Source organism: Chitinophaga sp. MM2321, assembly GCF_964033635.1.
In the GTDB taxonomy this organism is placed as follows: domain Bacteria; phylum Bacteroidota; class Bacteroidia; order Chitinophagales; family Chitinophagaceae; genus Chitinophaga.
The window spans coordinates 3,920,261-3,936,759 of record NZ_OZ035533.1; the positions used below are offsets into that span (position 1 = coordinate 3,920,261).

The window sequence follows — 16,499 nt, forward strand, 5'->3', positions numbered from 1 at the left end:
AGATGGCTAAATATCTACCTGAAAAAATCTTCCGCTATTTATAAAAAAAACCGGCAGCGTATTGCTGCCGGGCTATTGTAAAACCAAACGTCTTCAACTATTCCATTATAGTTAACGTTTAAATATCTTACGGATACATTTTTCGTAGGCATCTGCATATCGTTTCATCCCCAGGTCATTTGGATGCTGTCCATCAACGGTGCAATCAATATCAAGACCTATCTCCGCTGCTGATAAAAAATAAATATTCTTTATTCCTTCCTCTTTCAGTTGCTGAAATGTAGCACTGGCTACTTTGTTCACCTGTTTGAAACTGTTGTCCAGCAACGTATCCAGCATACCGATATTGCCATCCGCATTCTCCACCACCAACACAGGAATGGAAGGTCTTACTTTACGCAATGCCTTCACCGATGCAACCAACCTCGCACTTACTTCCTCACCAGGATAGGAGCTCAGATTGGGCATACAATCAAGCACGTATAATGCTGCATCCATTTCACTCATCAGGTCGATAAGGGGTTTCTCCAACAAGCCGTTACTGGAAAAACCCAGATTTATAACCGGCTTCCTGAGTTGTCTGTCTAAGATCGCTGTCCAGGCCATACCGGGGCGGGAAGCACAACCACCCTGCGCAATAGAAGAACCATATACTACTATGGGTTTTTCCTTGCTCAGCGGTAATGGCTTCATCACAGCATTTTCGGGCACGCCTATTTCCAGCCATTCCACTTTATTATACAGCGGCAGGTACAAATGATATTCCCGCAGGCCATCCTTCCTGATAGCATCATAATAATATCTCACCGTATCACCATAAGTATAATTGGCGCCGGTCCACTCCCACTGCCCTTTTTTATTGATCGCATACAGGTCTACCCCACTCACCCCTGTTGCAGGCATGTGTTCAAATGCAAACGCTCCTTTCACTTTATAACGGACATGAATAGACGAAGCATCTGATAAAAACCTTACCAGCACACCAGCAGATTGTTGTGATTTTGTCCATACTGCTTCCCGCACATCCTGCTGCGCCCTGGCGGGTAGCCTGTTATAAGTACCTTTCAATTCACCCGGCCAGGCTTGTCCTTCCAGCACCGGAAACTCATGCTGTGCAGGATTCCACCATTTAAAACCTTCTTCCTGCTGCGAATAGCCCAGGCTATATGCTAATAAAAATGCAGCTAACAGCAACGTATATTTCATGCGTACTATTTAAGTTTATCTTCTCTTTACTTATTTGTTCAATGGTGCTCCCTGGGTAATTGTTGTCACCAGCAATCTTGGGTTTACATCCGCTGTCTTATCACAGGTAAAAGATGTGGTGTTATCCCCGCTTTGCAGCACAGGTACACGTCCCTGAATAGTAACATCCTGTATCAATTCGCCTTTAGCACTGTACAGTTTACAATCAGTGGGTGAATTAAATTCCAAATACATACCCGACTTCATGGTCACCGGGAAAACAATTTTTGTTCCACCGATCGTGATAGCCGGATTCTTTATTTCTCCTGCTACCATCGGTAAAGCTTTCACCGGGCTTATCAAACAATTCACCGTTTCACCTTTTGGCAGGTTATTGTACCAAAACTGCAGTTTGTCGATGGTTTTAAAACCCACATTATGCCGGTAGGAATCGTACACATAAAAATCTGAATTAGGCCATATGTAGTTGCTGAATTCCGAAGATTCCAGTTCAACCAGTTCAAAATACCGCCAGCCCGTAAAATCAATTTTTATAAAATGATCTCCCCTCGCGCCATGCGACAGATGTTTAGGGCTTTCTAACCGTAGATTCAACAGCTGGCCCTTCCCATCTCCCTTCACCCATACTCCTAATGCCTGGTTCTTTTCAATATTCAGTATCGGTTCATATTTTTGCTGCATATTGATCCATGATCCTCTTCTCACCGAAGCGCCTGTACTTGTAGCAGAGAAGCTACCACTAGATTGGCCACTCCTGAAACCGTCTGTTGAATTGGTGATGCTACCGGTTACTCCATCGGCGGCGGAATCTTTTACAAATTTATCAGCTCCCGGGAAATCCGCGATTACCACGCTTTCTGGATCGTCGTAGCCCTTCACCGACATCAACGCCTCGATGCGTAGTTTTAGCGGTTGCGCAGCAAACGTGTTGTTGATTGTCCAGGTAGAGGAAGGTTGATCCAATCCCCCTACTTTATGCGGCTGATAAACAGTAGGCTTGAAATTCCATTTTCCATCCGTTTGTTTGAAAAGCTGAAACTCTTTCCCGGGTTGACGAAGTAAAGCCAGGATACTATCACTGAAATATTTTCCGTGACGTAATATTTCATATTGCCTGATGATAGAATCCAGTTTATGATAAAGCGGTATACTTTTCAGTGTGCCTTTATCAAAACCGCCCAGGATGGCTGTTCCGGCATTGTTGCCAAGGAGTTTGCAACACATGTATTCAATGTCATCCGTAAACGTTGTTTCCGTTTGCGGGGATTCTCCGATCTGGTTTCCCCACCAGCCAAGGTTAAGCGGCAGCATGAGTGATCCGTTTGGCAAAGGCGCATACTTATTAATCAATGCGGTATCACCCTGCCATACCCCATGCTCAAAATCATTTGATTTGATTTTCGGTTGAAGGAAAATATTCGGTGATTTAATGGCTGCCAGGTGAATATCTATAAACCGTTTATATCCGCGGAAAGGGGTATCCCACGCCTGCCAGCGGGAGCGGTAATGCCACCAGAAATGCGACATAGATGCCATTTCCATACCCACCGGGCGCTTCAGGTTTTTCGCAATTTCAAATATAAACAGCGAAGGATAATACCAGAAATTTTCTCCGCCACCCAATACATCTCCACCATCCACTGCATCCAGGTAGATGCCGTTGAACTCCGCTTCATTGACTACATCTGCTGTTTTTTTTGCAATTTCCTTAAAGAGTGCGGATTCAGGATCGGGAATAAAACGGCCATATACTTCTTTCATATGATACGCCTTCTCATTAGCCGGATGCGCCGTTACCGTGGTATTAAACACCCCTCTTTTACAACCGGTGAATTTATACGGAGGCGTAGTAGTTACACCTGTAAATTCCACCAGCTCCCCGCCTATGCGCAGCGAAACACTGTTCCGCACAAAAAAACCGATAGTGGTAGAAACATTTGCCGTGGATTCATTTACCACAATCACAGAATCATCTTTGCCGATGGGCTGCGCCAGTGTAAAAGCATTAAAATATCCCAGGTCGGGATGCATAACCGGCGTTATATACTTTGAGGTCTTGTCTATAAAATAAGCGTAGGTATGAAATATGGAAGAGATACCGGCTGCATTCAGTTTATTATTCACCTTTTTGAAATCAGACCAGCCTCCCGGATAAATTTTTGGATCTATCTTCAATTCGCCAAAGTTAAAGAAACCACCACCGTGGTTATCTATCTGGTTAAATCCAAGATCCTTACACATCTCTATCCAGGTGTCTACGGTTTGTTCTGTCAGGCCGCCAAAGCTCATGATGTAGGAACCATATCCCTCTTTATTCGTTTGCGCCCATGCACCACCAGCAGTAGAAAGTGGAATTTCCTTTGTGGCACGCATTACCTGCTGTATCAACGGCAGCATGTTTTTCACCGGTACGCCGAGTAAGGCAATCTTTGCCCCTTTCAGCTTAAACCGCGTATAGCAAGTAGCCCAGAGATGCGTTTGCAGCGCCGGCAGTTGCCGTACATGGGTATATGGATTGAGCGACAGCACACAGGCACTGAAAGGTTCATCAGGCATACCGTTCAGCCGTAATGGTATATTCATGAACGTTAGTGATTCCAGCGTTCCGTTTACTTCCGTTACTTCAAACGTTACATAGTCTTTTTCTTTTTTTATACGGATAACAGCCGTTACGCCCGCTTCACCGAATGTCAGTTTCAGCAGGTCTTTATTTATCATAGCAGCTGCACTCACGTTAAACTCTTTCCCATCCCGCTTTATGCTGGCGCAGTAGGAAATCTCCTGTCTGTTCAGGTAATCTGTTCCGGTGGCTTTATCTTTAAAATGAATATTTCTGCCGGTATGATCCAGTTCATAAACATAGTTCCTGCTGCTGATTACAATATTCGCCGCCATGGCGCTATAGGCAGTAAGGAGCAGACAACATATCATCAGTAGCGTTCCAGGCAAACGTTTTGCATGGCATCGATTCGTCTTTGGCATAATTACAATTTTATCTGGGTTCCATTCTATCTTCAAAAAGTTTGAACGATACGGGTGAGTTTACCTGTTTTCCTACCGGCCATCCATTACGGAAGGTATTGGTGCGGATCTGTGAAGCACCCTTTGGTATATCCAGGGGTTTGCCCTGGTATTTTTTCTGATAGATATCCGGATTGGTACCATCAAAAGTGTAATAGATGTCATATCCCGGTATTTCTGTTGCGAGTTTTATTTTCAGGGAATCATCTGCGCCTTTAACACCGGTGATTACTACATCATATACACTGCGGGCATAGTTTACTTTGCTTTGATCCATATATTTAAACTGCCATTCCATCCTGTTGGTAAAGCTCAGCCAGTTTCGTTTTACTTTTGGTGACCAGAACACTTCAGACAGTGCAAGGGCCCGGGGCCAGGTCATGTATTCCGCGTGCCGTTCTGTAGGTACAGATTCTGTCCATAAATTACCTTGTCCGCCCAGAATGAGTTTGGGATCTATACCATTGGGAACGGGATCAAAATTGTAACAGTTCGTTAAGCGCAGCATGCTATAGGTTTCCGGCTCTACTGTAGGATCTCCCTGGTAAAGATCGAGATATGTATTTTTACTGGGGGTCATGATTACCTTGTGTCCCATCTTCGCCGCATTGATACCACCCTGCATACCGCGCCAGCTCATTACTGTAGCATCCGGCGCCAGTCCGCCTTCCAGGATTTCATCCCAGCCAATCAGCTTTTTCCCTTTTGCATGTAATATTTTCTCGACGCGTTTGATGAAGTAACTTTGTAGTTCCTCCGTATTCTTTAATCCTTCCTCTTTCATCCGCTTTTGACATTTCGGACATTTCTCCCAAAATCCCTTAAAGGCTTCATCTCCGCCAACGTGGATGTATTCTCCTGGAAATAGTGCTGCCATTTCGGTGTACACCACATCTAAGAATTCAAAAGTTTTCTCATTTCCCGCGCAAAGCGCATTGCAGATTTGTCCATAGAACCTGCTGCCTGGATTTACATGATAATCATCTGCTACGCAGGCAAGTTCTGGGTAAGCCGTCAAGGCTGCCAGGCTATGACCGGGAATATCTATTTCCGGCAATATGGTAACATTTCGATCCTGCGCATACCGGATGATTTCCTTCATATCCTCCTGGGTATAAAATCCGCCATATGTGGCCGGTTCTCCCGGCTGCGGAGGTAGGAATGACCACCAGCTTCCCTGGCGCGGTACTCTCCAGGCGCCTAGTTCTGTTAACTTAGGCATGCCTTTTATTTCAATTCTCCAACCCTGATCATCCGTCAGGTGAATATGAAATACATTGAACTTATACTTCACCATTTCATCAATGTATTTCTTCAGGAAGTCTTTTGAAAAGAAATGACGGCTTACGTCCAGCATCAGGCCACGCCAGCCGAACCGCGGATAGTCTGTAATCTCTGCGCAGGGAATACGCCATGTCATATTTTTGCTTACCTGATCACTGGCAATAGCTGGTGGCAGCATTTGCAGCAATGATTGCATTCCGTAAAATAATCCTTGCGGTTTGTTGGCTGCAATCACTACCTGGTTTTGTGAAACTTTCAGGGTATAGCCTTCATCTCCCAAAGTTTTATCTTTCGCGCTATTAATAGTAAATACGATAGCGTTTGCAGATTTACCCACATTGCCTTGCGTAGCAGACAGCTTAAAACCAGTAGGTGTATTCAGCATATCAGCCAGCATACCGGCTATATCCATAGCTTCCTTTGCGCCGGCCGTAATGCGCGTGCCTGCGTTTACAGAAAAATAGCCATCCTTCACGGATGCGGATACAGGTTCGGGTACAATGTGCAACACCGGCTGTTGACCGGCCGTTTGTGCCATACAGACGCCGGCTATTAGCCAGGATGTAAATAATAAAGTAAGTTTTTTCATGCCAGTCTATATTCAGTGATGTTTCTATTAGTTAAAACAGGTTACTTTTTGCCGGAACAGGTAAAAGCTTCCATATCAAATATGGAAAGCTCCCTGAAAATCAAACGTGCGATCTGCGTGTGCCCTTCTGCGTTAGGATGCATGGGATCATCGAGCCAGTTTTTGAAATGATCCAATCCTCCGTTGTTCCAATATTGCCAGTTATCTATTAAAATAACACTTTTATTTGCAGCCACCTTTCTGATTATTTCCACATATTCCGGTAACCTGGCCCTGGAAGCGGTTTTCATGTGTGCTACGCCATTCTGGTCAATGCCATTCGGTGTTTGTAGTAGCGGGATGGCCTTTAATGCCCTGATCTTTTCTATGATCTGTTCCAGGTTTTGTTCAAAAACAGCGGGCGTAATTTCCTTCACCTGGCAATCATTTATGCCAAACATAACAGATACAACGGAAGGTTTAAACTTGCCAACCAACCAATCGAAGGCACCTGACAAGTAAGATGTATTGGTGCCATTAACGCCACTGTTAACAACAATATCCGTAATACGTCTCATCTCCCATCTTACCCTTTCCGCAAATATTTCAGGATAACAGCGATGACCATACGTATGATGGGCACCCTGTGTAACGCTATCACCGGCGAAAAGCCACAATACCGGGTCCTCCTTTTTGAATAACGCTTTGAGTATTTCCAGCTCCGGTCCGGGTGCTACAGAGGAAAGCATCCCCGGAAGTATAGCAGCAAACGAAGACATTTGCAGAAACGTTCTTCTTGAATATTGATTACTCATGTTCTGATAATTCGTTTGCCGCCACACGCGGTGCTGATTCATGCTATTATTTACTGACACCTGAATGAAAAAAGTGCAGCATCTTTCAATATAAATCTGATGCGAACCGGTAAGCCCTGCAAAGAAGAAATATCCGATCCGTTTTTCCAGTATACTTTTTTATCCAGGTTATCGCCATACAATTCCTGGCTATCTTCCAGTGTAAATCCCGGAATCGGTTTTCCCTGCTCATCCTGCAATTCTATTCTAACGCTGCCCGCAGCAGAGGTGGAAACATTCAAGGATAAATGTGTTCCTTTAAAGGTAACGGGTTTGGTCACTAATTCTCCACCGCTCAAAGGAGCTGTTATGGATACAAATCCGTCCATGCGCATCGTAAACCTGCGCAGGAGCGTGCTGTTACCGGTCCAACAGCTTTCTGTAGCGTAAAAAGACAATTCATCCGGCGCGCCCTCCAATGCTGATTTTGTTTCTACCATGGTCCAGCCGATAAACTGCTGTCCGTAATTCCAGGTACCGGGACGTTCAATGCCAGGACGGAGAAAGGCCTCATTCCAACGGTTGAAAGTTACGCCATCCCTGCTGGTCATAAACAAGCCTTCTGTTAATGCAGTACCAAATCTGTCTACGGAAGAAGAACGCATTTTACGATGTTCCGGTTCCGGTAAGGCACGCATGGATGCCGACCATGGCCGCTCTATATAACGTATCGGAAAACCCATAATGATATCCGGAGAGCGGGGATATGATTTGATGACATTATTATACAGGTGTTCTTCCGGAGAATTAACGTATTTAAGATCCGCATAATTACTCCAGTTTATAAAATCTTTGGAAGAAGCGGTCCGGATAGAACGCACCTTTTCTTCCCCGGCCATATATCGCCAGTAGGCACGGTATTCCTTGTGTGCAGCATCCCAGAAACCAAGGTTCTGCGAATCAAAGGAGCCGCCGCTTATGACCGGTTTATTGTGCATAGGCACCCAATGAATAGCGTCCCTGGATTTGAAGGCGAGGGCACCCTGCGGACTACCCCCTATTTCAGTGTAGTCGCCGATAATAGCTTTGTATTTGGCATCCGGCGCAGCATCGGGGTTATCATCAATAAACATAGCGGCCGAACTGGCACCGGGACGCACATCCCCCATTTTATCCTCTGTCATGATGATATTGTTCTGCTTTGATCCGCGGAACTCATACAATCCCAGATTGGGTTTGCGCCAGTGAATACCATCATTACTTTCTGCATAACAAAGATAAAAAGGATGTTCGTTGTCTATCACCTTTCCCTGCTGTACATTGTAATGCACTGCTGCATAGTACATGCGGTAAATATCCCCGTCCTTAAAAATGCTGTGGTTATTACAATAGCTTCCTTCCCAGGGTTCACCATGTTCAATCACCACTTCTTTAGCCTCAGGGTGGTTCATTTGCATTTGTGCACCACCACCCAAATGATCTATCAGGTAATTATCAACAAACAATTGCCTGCGCGTACTGATATCTATTACTTTCACCACAGTATCCTTTACAGGCATTACTGCGGCGGCCTCTTGCCTGGCCATACCCATCATCACAAAACTGATGGAACAGGCTAGTAAAGGCCTATATAAACTAAAATTTTTCATGTTTAAAAACTGGTAGATAATAATAACTAAAGGGTTTCCGGATTATTTATTTAAATCTGAAAGCATATAGATCCGCGTCTTTCATCACAAACCGCACACGGATGGTTTTACCTTTTAACTTCGAAACATCAGCACCTTTTTTCCAATATACCGGGCGCTCAATAGTATCACCAAAAACAGGTTCGCAGTCGTTGAGCGTAAACCCTGGAATGGGTTTACCATGCTTATCCTGCAACTCCACTTTGATTTCTCCGGCAGCGGAGGTAGAAAAATTCAGCAGGAGATTTTTACCGGTGAACGTAACGGGCCTTGTTACCACTTCCCCGCCAGACATAGGCGCATTCACAGATACAAACCCGTCGAGCCGCAAAGTATAACGACGCAATTCACTACTGTTATCTGTCCAGTAACTTTCTACCGTGTAAAGAGACAATTCATCCGGCGCACCTTCGAGGTCTGATTTTGTTTGAACAACATGCCAGCCCATATATTGATGCCCATAATTCCAGGTACCTTTCCTTTCAATGCCTGGTCTTAAAAATGCTTCATTCCAGCGTTTGAATTTTACCCCATCGCGGCTTACCATAAACAGGGCTTCACTGATCGCTGTTCCGAAACGTGTTTCTGTTTGGGAGCGTTTTTTACGATGTTCCAGTTCGGGCAGTGCCTCCATGGATGGAGACCAGGGATGTTCCGTATAACGCACCGGGAATCCCATGAGGAGCTGCGGTGCGCGTTCATAGGTTTTAATAACGTTGATATATAACTGTTCTACCGGAGAATTAACATAGGTAAGATCCGCCTGATTGGTCCAATGAATAAAATCCTTTGAACTGGCTGTCCGGATAGCACGAAGTGGCGACATCCATCTCCAGTAAGCCCTGTATTCTTTCCTGCTTTCATCCCAGAAAGCAAGGTTCTGTGAATCAAAGGCGCCATCCGTAATCACGGCATGATCAGCCATCAACGTCCAATGAATGCCATCAGGAGATTTAAATGCCAGTAATCCTTTTAATCCACTTTCCGCAGAGTAATCACGGATAATGGCTTTGTATTTGGCATCAGGTGTAACATCCGGATTTTTGTCCAGGAATACTGCCGGATGGCCTAAATCAGGATACACCGGGCCCAGCTTGCCGCTGACCATTACAATATTATTGTCTTTGGAACCCTGGTATTCATGAAGGCCCAGGTTCGGCTTCACCCAATGTATACCATCTTTACTTTCTGCATAACACAGAAAAAAGGGATGGGTACCATCTGTGATCTTGCCATCTTCTTTAAAACTGAGGTTCCATGCACTGTAATACATGCGATAGATATCTCCGTCTTTAAAAATACTATGAAAATTGGAGCCGCTACCTTCCCAGGGGGCATCATGTTTAATTACAATTTCTTTCATCACCGGGTGATGTAATTGTAATTGCGCTTTTCCGCCTAAACGTTCCGTGATATAATCATCTACAAATAACTGAAGATCTGATCCTATCACCACGGGCCCTTTGGGTAGCCGTGGTGATGCAGAATCAGCCTTCTCTTTATAGCTGTATATATGCGCTGAATCAGCACTCGTTGTATTGGGGTTATTCATCCCCATTGCGGTAACACAAAGTCCTGCAGTTACAGTGTATGTAATAAATTCCCGTTTTCTACTTTCTATAAATCGTCTAAGCATGTCTGTAATTTAGGTTTTAACGATCCTGCCTCAGCATGGAAATAATATAATGTTATGATGAATGATTAATTACCGTAACCAGGATTCTGTTTGACTTTTGTTTCCAGGCTTAATGTACTTGGTGCAATCGGGAATAGCAACAGGTAATCTTTTCCTGCCTGCGTTTGTAAAGATGGTACCAGTTCAAAAGCTTTACCGAACCGTACCAGATCCCACCAGCGTTTGCCTTCAAACATCAGCTCACGGAACCTTTCATCCAGGATAGCTACATCATTTTGTACTTTTCCGGCGTTCGCATAAACATGGCTTGCATAGTTAGCGCCATAAGCCCTTTTTCTCACCTCGTTGATTTCGAAAGAAGGATCCTGGCTCAGTGCATTTTTTGCTTCTGCTTTCATCAATAAAACATCTGCATATCTGTAGATGATATAATCATCAATGAAGTAGCGTTGTCCGGCGATAACAGCACCATTATACTTGGATACAACAGCCGCATAAAAAGTTTTTGTTCCTCCCGGCCCCTGTTCATAGAGTTCGATCATGGAAGCTTTTTTACGTGTATCATCTGCGGTAAACTTATTACGCGCAATAGCAGAAGGTGACCAGAAAGGTGCGCCGGCAGTAGGTTCTATTGCAGCCACGGTTTCAGCGTCTACAGAAGGCGGAATAAAATTGGAAAGCATGTACATATACGCATACATAGTACCTCCGGGAGATTCTTCGTAAGACCACCTGATGGCAAAAAGGATTTCTTTGTTGGCTTTGTTATCATAATTAAACACATCGCCAAAATTGGGCAGGAGGCTTACATCTACCCCATCAATGGCATTCAGGGCATTTAGTGCAGTGGTGAAATCGGCATCGCCTCCATTCATTCTTTTGCCTGTCCACAAATAAACATCCGCTTTCAATGCATTGGTGGAAGGTAATGACCACATATCCCTTCCATTGCGGAAAGTATTGTCCGGGAAAAGATTAACCGCTGCATCAATATCTTCTTTGATCAGTTTGAAGATATCTGCTACCGGAGACCTTTCCCGCTGCACATTGCCCAGGTCAATAGTAGGTTCCGTAATAAGCGGAAGATCGCCCCATGTTTTTGCCATCACAAAGTAAGCGAAAGCGCGCATGGCATGCGCCTGTGCCAGGATGTTATTCTTCTTGGTCTCATTCGTAAAAGAGATACCCGGCACATAATGCAGGATCAGGTTACAGGTATGTACGAGGCTATACATGCCTCCCCAACTGGTGGGCGCACCTGTGAAAATAGCTGCGGAATTGGTAGGTGTCAGCGAGTTCTGGTCCCAGTTCTGGAATACAGGCGAACCAACATTCGGCCCCATGGCATCACTTCTCGACTCTCCCCACATAAATAAATTACTGGAAGACTCCCCTCTTAATGCAGTATACATCCCCACGTTGGCGCCCTCTGCATCGGACTCTGTTTTCCAGAAGGAAGTATTGGATATTTCACTCACCGGTGCCAGGTTCAGCTCATTTTTACAGGAGACACTTGAAATACCGGTAATGCAAACGAATATTATAAATATCTTTTTCATCGTGATAATCATTTTCATTATTAGTTAAAAAGAAACCGAGGCTCCGAATATGATATCTGCGGAAATTGGATAGGAGCCATTATCTGTACCTCCATTTTCAGGATTTATTCCTTTATAATTAGTGAAATAATGAAGATTATGACCAGAGAGATTAAATCTCAGATTACTAATTTTTATTTGTTGCAATAACCTGGCTGGGAGTTCATAAGAGAGCGACAATTCTCTCAGTGCCAGGTAATCACCCTTTTCATACATGAGTGAACTTCCCCTGCTCAGATTCGCCTGATAATCGCCATAGTACAGTCTTGGAATATTTGTCTGGTCGCCTTCTTTCAACCAGGACTGACCTGCATAGGAAGACAAGCCCAGATCACCGGCGAACTGACCTGTTGTAGTAGCTCTCATGTAATTGTAGATCGTTTGACCAATAGCAAAATCAAAACGTATGGTCAGTGAAAATCCTTTGTAAGAAAATGAATTGACAAGACCACCTGTCCATGTAGGATAATAATTCCCCATGTACACGCGATCTCTTGTATCGATGGTATCATTTTTGTCTGCATCGAACCATTTCACATCACCACCAAATTTTGTTTTATCAACGGTTTCCTGTAGTACATCATAAGGACCGGCTGCTGCTTCTGCATCCGTTTGATAGAGACCGATCTGTTTGTAGCCGTATACATCGCCCATAGTCTGACCTTCCTGTAAACCACCTAACCAGGCATAATCATTGGTTTTAGGGTCCCATACATATTCTCCGCCGATCCTGTTATACAGGGCGCCGTTATCAGGCAGTTTCAGGATTTTATTTTTAACAATAGCGCCATTTATTGCGGCGTTCCACTGGAAAGCACTGGAAGAAGGGAAAACCTGGAGATTTAAAGACAATTCCATTCCTTTGTTTTGTACGGAGCCTAAATTAGTCAGTACACCGCCAAAGCCGGTTGATTGCGGCAATGTGCGGGTAGACAGCAGGTTATCTGTTATCTTTCTGAAGATGTCGAAAGTAAAACCAATCCTGTTATCGATCAGGCCCAGGTCAAGACCCAGATCCAATGTTTTGGTTTGTTCCCATTTCAGCTGTGCATTGGCTAGTCCTGTATTAACGATACCACCTCGCCCACCATAGAGAGCGCCACCACTATAAGAGCCCTGGGCCTGATAAGCACCAATGCCGTTCACATTACCATTCACCCCATAGCTACCTCTTAATTTCAGTTGAGAAATAGTTGGCGCGATGGATTGCCAGAAATCTTCGTGGTGCAGGTTCCAGCCGGCAGATATCCCCGGGAAGAAACCCCATTTATAATCATTACCCAGATTGGAAGAAGCATCGTAGCGTGAATTCAGGGAGAACAGGTATTTCTGTTTGTAGTTATAGTTCACCCTGCTGAAAAAGCCCATGTAAGTAAAATAGTCCCTGGAACTGCTTACACCTACCGGAATAGCAGAAGCATTCAATGTAGGAATCAGATCTGTAGCGGCACCTCTACCTGCTGCACTTAACCTTGATTCTTCCGTTTTCAGGTAAGAATAACCAGCGGTTACATCCAGGTTGTGCACATTTTTAAAGGATTTATTATAAGCAAATACCGCATCTGCACCCTGCTGTTTGTATCCTCTCACACCTTCCGATGCGCTGCGGGTTTCATCCAGGCTAAGCCCGTTCATATTTGATTTTGTAAAGCTTCTGGAATCAATTGTTCTCGTGAGGAGAGACACTTGCGGCGTAAAAGTGAGGTTAGGCAGGATCTTCCACTCACCGCCAACGGTGAAGGTAGATTTAACCATGGTACCGCTGCTATTGATAATATTTGTGCGATATAACGGGTTGCCTTTATTACCATTTGGTCCTTGCGACAGGGTACCGTCTTCAAATGCAAATTTTACAGTAGGTGCTACCTGCATCATCCTGCCAAATATATTGGACTCATCAGAAACACCTTTTGATTCATCAGAAATATACATTACGCGGGAGAAAATTTTCACATTGTCTCTCACTTTGACATCGCCTTTTGTATTCAATGATAAGCGTTTGTAGCCTGTTTGAATAGTAACGCCGGAATTATTCAGGTATCCGAGAGACAGGCTGTAGGTGGCTTTATCTGTACCACCGGAAGCAGAAATATTATGGTCATGCGAAACCGCTGTTCTGAACATCACATCGCGCCAGTCCGTACCTTTAAAAATGATGGTTTTAGTAGGGTCAATGGGGTCCTGCATACTTTCCCAACCTTCATTCAGTTTGTGTTCATTTTCCGGCGTAAGGTATTGGGTAGTGTAGAAAGTATTATTGGTGAGGTCATTTCCGGTTCCTGCGCTGGAAGCACTGGATAGAATACCTTCGAAGGCCGGGGTTTTGACTGCGGCGGCTTTAAGTCCCAGCCTGTTGTAGTAAATAAAATCTCTGGCAGACAACATCTCCATAACAGATTTATACTTTGAAAAGGATAAGCTGTAGTTATAGTTAATAACGGATCTGCCTTTATGCCCCGACTTTGTTGTAATAATAATAACGCCGTTTGAACCCCTGGCACCGTAGATAGCAGTGGACGCCGCATCTTTTAATACCTGCATGGATTCAATGTCTGTGGAGTTGATACCAGTTAAATCGGGGGAGATCACCCCATCAATAATATATAAAGGATACGAGGTGTTTGGGTCCAGTGAGGTACCACCGCGTAACACCACCATGGGCGCAGCACCAGGCTGGCCAGATCTGGAAGTAACGCGCACACCTGGTAAGGTACCCTGCAAGGCGTAAGCAGGGTTGCTGTAAGGGATGTTCTTTAACACGTTGGAGTCTAACTTGGAAATGGAGGTCGTCACCAGATCGCGCGATTGCGTTCCATAACCTACGACCACTACACCGCTTAGACTGGTACGATCGGCTTGCATTTCAACATTGATAGCCGTGTTCCGGGTAAAAGCTATTTCCTGTTTAAGAAAACCGATAAAAGAAAAAACGAGTACACCTGATTCCCCGGGTGTGCTGATGGTATAATTTCCTTTGGCATCGGTAGCTGTTGCCATTGATGTTCCTTTCAGGCTGACAGAGGTGCCCTGTAAGGGTTTCCCTTCCTGGTCAGTTACCAGTCCTGAAATAGTTCTTTGTGCAAAAGCAGCACAACAAAACAGCTGAAGCGCCAGCAAAACCAGGAAGGACTTCCCGTTAAATTTTTTACGCAGCCACATCAACCTGTAAGTTGATGGCGTTATCAGAAAAATTTTCATAACCGATCTAGTTAAGGATAAAATTTAGATTTAAAGATTCGCAGACAGCTATTCTAAACAAGTATTCGTTTTTATAAATGATTGGTTCGATACCACAGATGCTGGCATTATTTCACTACATACAATTTGCTGCATTGTAGCACCGGGAAAGATTTCCTGGTGCAAACGCATGTTGCATAAAAAATTCAATATCATTCACGGATGAAATAGCCCGTCATTTATTAACAACCACCTGTACTGGAAAGCACCGGGAATAAGCATTCTCTTTCCCTCTCTTGTATTAATATGATGATTCTGGTCAGCTTGTTTTCAGTATTATATTATTTCTTCCTTTCTACATACATCCGCTGCAGACGGATATACCCGTTCTCTGGTTGTGTAATATTCGTATCACATTAAGTAATATGTACTACATATGTATAAAAATATATCCTTTTTCTTTCCCGTCCAAATTATTTCTAAAAAAGTCTTACATATTTTTTTTAAACTCGGAAATATCTTTCTCCTTTCATAACTTTGCCATGAAAATTGAATTTAAATGCCGAAGACTTCAATATCTAAACTGCAACCGATTGTCACACTGACCCAGGTAGACAAAATTGAAAAAGCACTCCAGGAATACTTCCGGAAAGAAAATTTTCTGCCGGGAGATGCTATTCCCAAGGAAATGGAACTTGCAGCAGCAATGGGTGTAAGTCGCACCGCTATCCGAGAAGCCATTTCAAGATTTAAAACCCTGGGGATTATCGATTCCCGGAAAAACAGGGGTATGATTATAGCCCGTCCTGATGTATTTAATAATATGCAAAGAGTTTTAGACTCTCAGTTGTTAGATGGAGATACCATGCAGGAAATTTTTGAAATGCGACTTGTACTTGAAATGGGTATATGCGACCTGCTTTTTTTACGAAAAACAGATGAGAGCCTGGAAAAGCTGCAGGAGATCGTAAACAAGGAAGAGAAAACAAAAAACAAAATTGAACGCCTGAAATATGACGTTGAGTTCCACTCCATGTTATATAAGATATCAGGCAACACCACTATTCAGCGTTTCCAGAAAATGTTATTACCCATATTTGATTACGTGGATAACGGGCTGCATGTTCCCAAGGTAGAATACCCTACCTACGTATCACACAAAACCCTTTTAGAAACATTAAGGAATGGTACACCGGAATTATTCAGGAATAAAATGAGACTACACCTGATCAATTATTTTGAAAAAGTAAAATAAGCGCGCTTTTTATTTCATGGATGATCATACCTCAAAATCATTAAAGCTTATTATCATAACCCATGGACTTCTTTTTAATGCTAACCTACAACAATACCGCTATAACAAATCAAAACGACCTGCGGGTACAATATGTAGTACTTATGCCAATGATATATTACTCCCCTGTTCAGAGGGGTTAATGGATGATCATCTGCAGGATTGTTTTCCCCTCTCTATATAATAACTGTAGCGGATAAACGAATATTGGGAGATGTATACCTACCCTGATA

Annotated in this window: 9 protein-coding genes; 1 reads left to right on the forward strand and 8 read right to left on the reverse strand. The window is 43.8% G+C overall.

The genetic code is table 11. The annotated features are described in order from the left end of the window. Window positions 1-111: 111 nt before the first annotated feature. The 8 genes from ABQ275_RS15160 to ABQ275_RS15195 all read right to left on the reverse strand — a co-directional run bounded on the left by ABQ275_RS15160 (window position 112) and on the right by ABQ275_RS15195 (window position 14,993). Complete coding sequence (locus tag ABQ275_RS15160; RefSeq protein WP_349313990.1) at window positions 112-1,206, reverse strand: SGNH/GDSL hydrolase family protein; 1,095 nt, start codon at window positions 1,204-1,206, stop codon at window positions 112-114. Window positions 1,207-1,236: 30 nt separating this feature from the next. After that, window positions 1,237-4,188, reverse strand: coding sequence for a hypothetical protein (locus ABQ275_RS15165; protein ID WP_349313991.1), 2,952 nt, complete (start codon window positions 4,186-4,188; stop codon window positions 1,237-1,239). Between the two features lie 10 nt (window positions 4,189-4,198). Further along, window positions 4,199-6,100, reverse strand: coding sequence for a family 20 glycosylhydrolase (locus ABQ275_RS15170; protein ID WP_349313992.1), 1,902 nt, complete (start codon window positions 6,098-6,100; stop codon window positions 4,199-4,201). Window positions 6,101-6,141: 41 nt separating this feature from the next. Next, entirely contained in the window at window positions 6,142-6,936 is a 795-nt protein-coding gene (locus ABQ275_RS15175) for an SGNH/GDSL hydrolase family protein (RefSeq protein ID WP_349313993.1), read from the reverse strand. Window positions 6,937-6,944: 8 nt separating this feature from the next. Then, window positions 6,945-8,522, reverse strand: a complete 1,578-nt coding sequence (locus tag ABQ275_RS15180; RefSeq protein WP_349313994.1) for a hypothetical protein — start codon at window positions 8,520-8,522, stop codon at window positions 6,945-6,947. A gap of 46 nt (window positions 8,523-8,568) precedes the next feature. Further along, window positions 8,569-10,197 (reverse strand): hypothetical protein, encoded by a 1,629-nt coding sequence (locus ABQ275_RS15185; RefSeq protein WP_349313995.1) that lies wholly within the window; start codon window positions 10,195-10,197, stop codon window positions 8,569-8,571. Between the two features lie 65 nt (window positions 10,198-10,262). Then, entirely contained in the window at window positions 10,263-11,756 is a 1,494-nt protein-coding gene (locus tag ABQ275_RS15190) for a RagB/SusD family nutrient uptake outer membrane protein (RefSeq protein ID WP_349313996.1), read from the reverse strand. Between the two features lie 24 nt (window positions 11,757-11,780). Further along, window positions 11,781-14,993, reverse strand: a complete 3,213-nt coding sequence (locus ABQ275_RS15195; protein WP_349313997.1) for a TonB-dependent receptor — start codon at window positions 14,991-14,993, stop codon at window positions 11,781-11,783. Between the two features lie 538 nt (window positions 14,994-15,531). On the opposite strand from ABQ275_RS15195, the gene ABQ275_RS15200 reads away from it, so the two are divergent. Further along, window positions 15,532-16,227, forward strand: a complete 696-nt coding sequence (locus tag ABQ275_RS15200; RefSeq protein ID WP_349313998.1) for an FCD domain-containing protein — start codon at window positions 15,532-15,534, stop codon at window positions 16,225-16,227. Window positions 16,228-16,499 lie beyond the last annotated feature (272 nt).

Bases quoted from the DNA above. Each gene is read 5' to 3' on its own strand.
- ABQ275_RS15175 (WP_349313993.1), bottom strand. From the start codon at position 6,936: ATGAATCAGCACCGCGTGTGGCGGCAAACGAATTATCAGAACATGAGT.
- ABQ275_RS15190 (WP_349313996.1), bottom strand. From the start codon at position 11,756: ATGAAAAAGATATTTATAATATTCGTTTGCATTACCGGTATTTCAAGT.
- ABQ275_RS15180 (WP_349313994.1), bottom strand. From the start codon at position 8,522: ATGAAAAATTTTAGTTTATATAGGCCTTTACTAGCCTGTTCCATCAGT.
- ABQ275_RS15160 (WP_349313990.1), bottom strand. From the start codon at position 1,206: ATGAAATATACGTTGCTGTTAGCTGCATTTTTATTAGCATATAGCCTG.
- ABQ275_RS15195 (WP_349313997.1), bottom strand. From the start codon at position 14,993: ATGAAAATTTTTCTGATAACGCCATCAACTTACAGGTTGATGTGGCTG.
- ABQ275_RS15200 (WP_349313998.1), top strand. From the start codon at position 15,532: ATGCCGAAGACTTCAATATCTAAACTGCAACCGATTGTCACACTGACC.
- ABQ275_RS15185 (WP_349313995.1), bottom strand. From the start codon at position 10,197: ATGCTTAGACGATTTATAGAAAGTAGAAAACGGGAATTTATTACATAC.
- ABQ275_RS15170 (WP_349313992.1), bottom strand. From the start codon at position 6,100: ATGAAAAAACTTACTTTATTATTTACATCCTGGCTAATAGCCGGCGTC.
- ABQ275_RS15165 (WP_349313991.1), bottom strand. From the start codon at position 4,188: ATGCCAAAGACGAATCGATGCCATGCAAAACGTTTGCCTGGAACGCTA.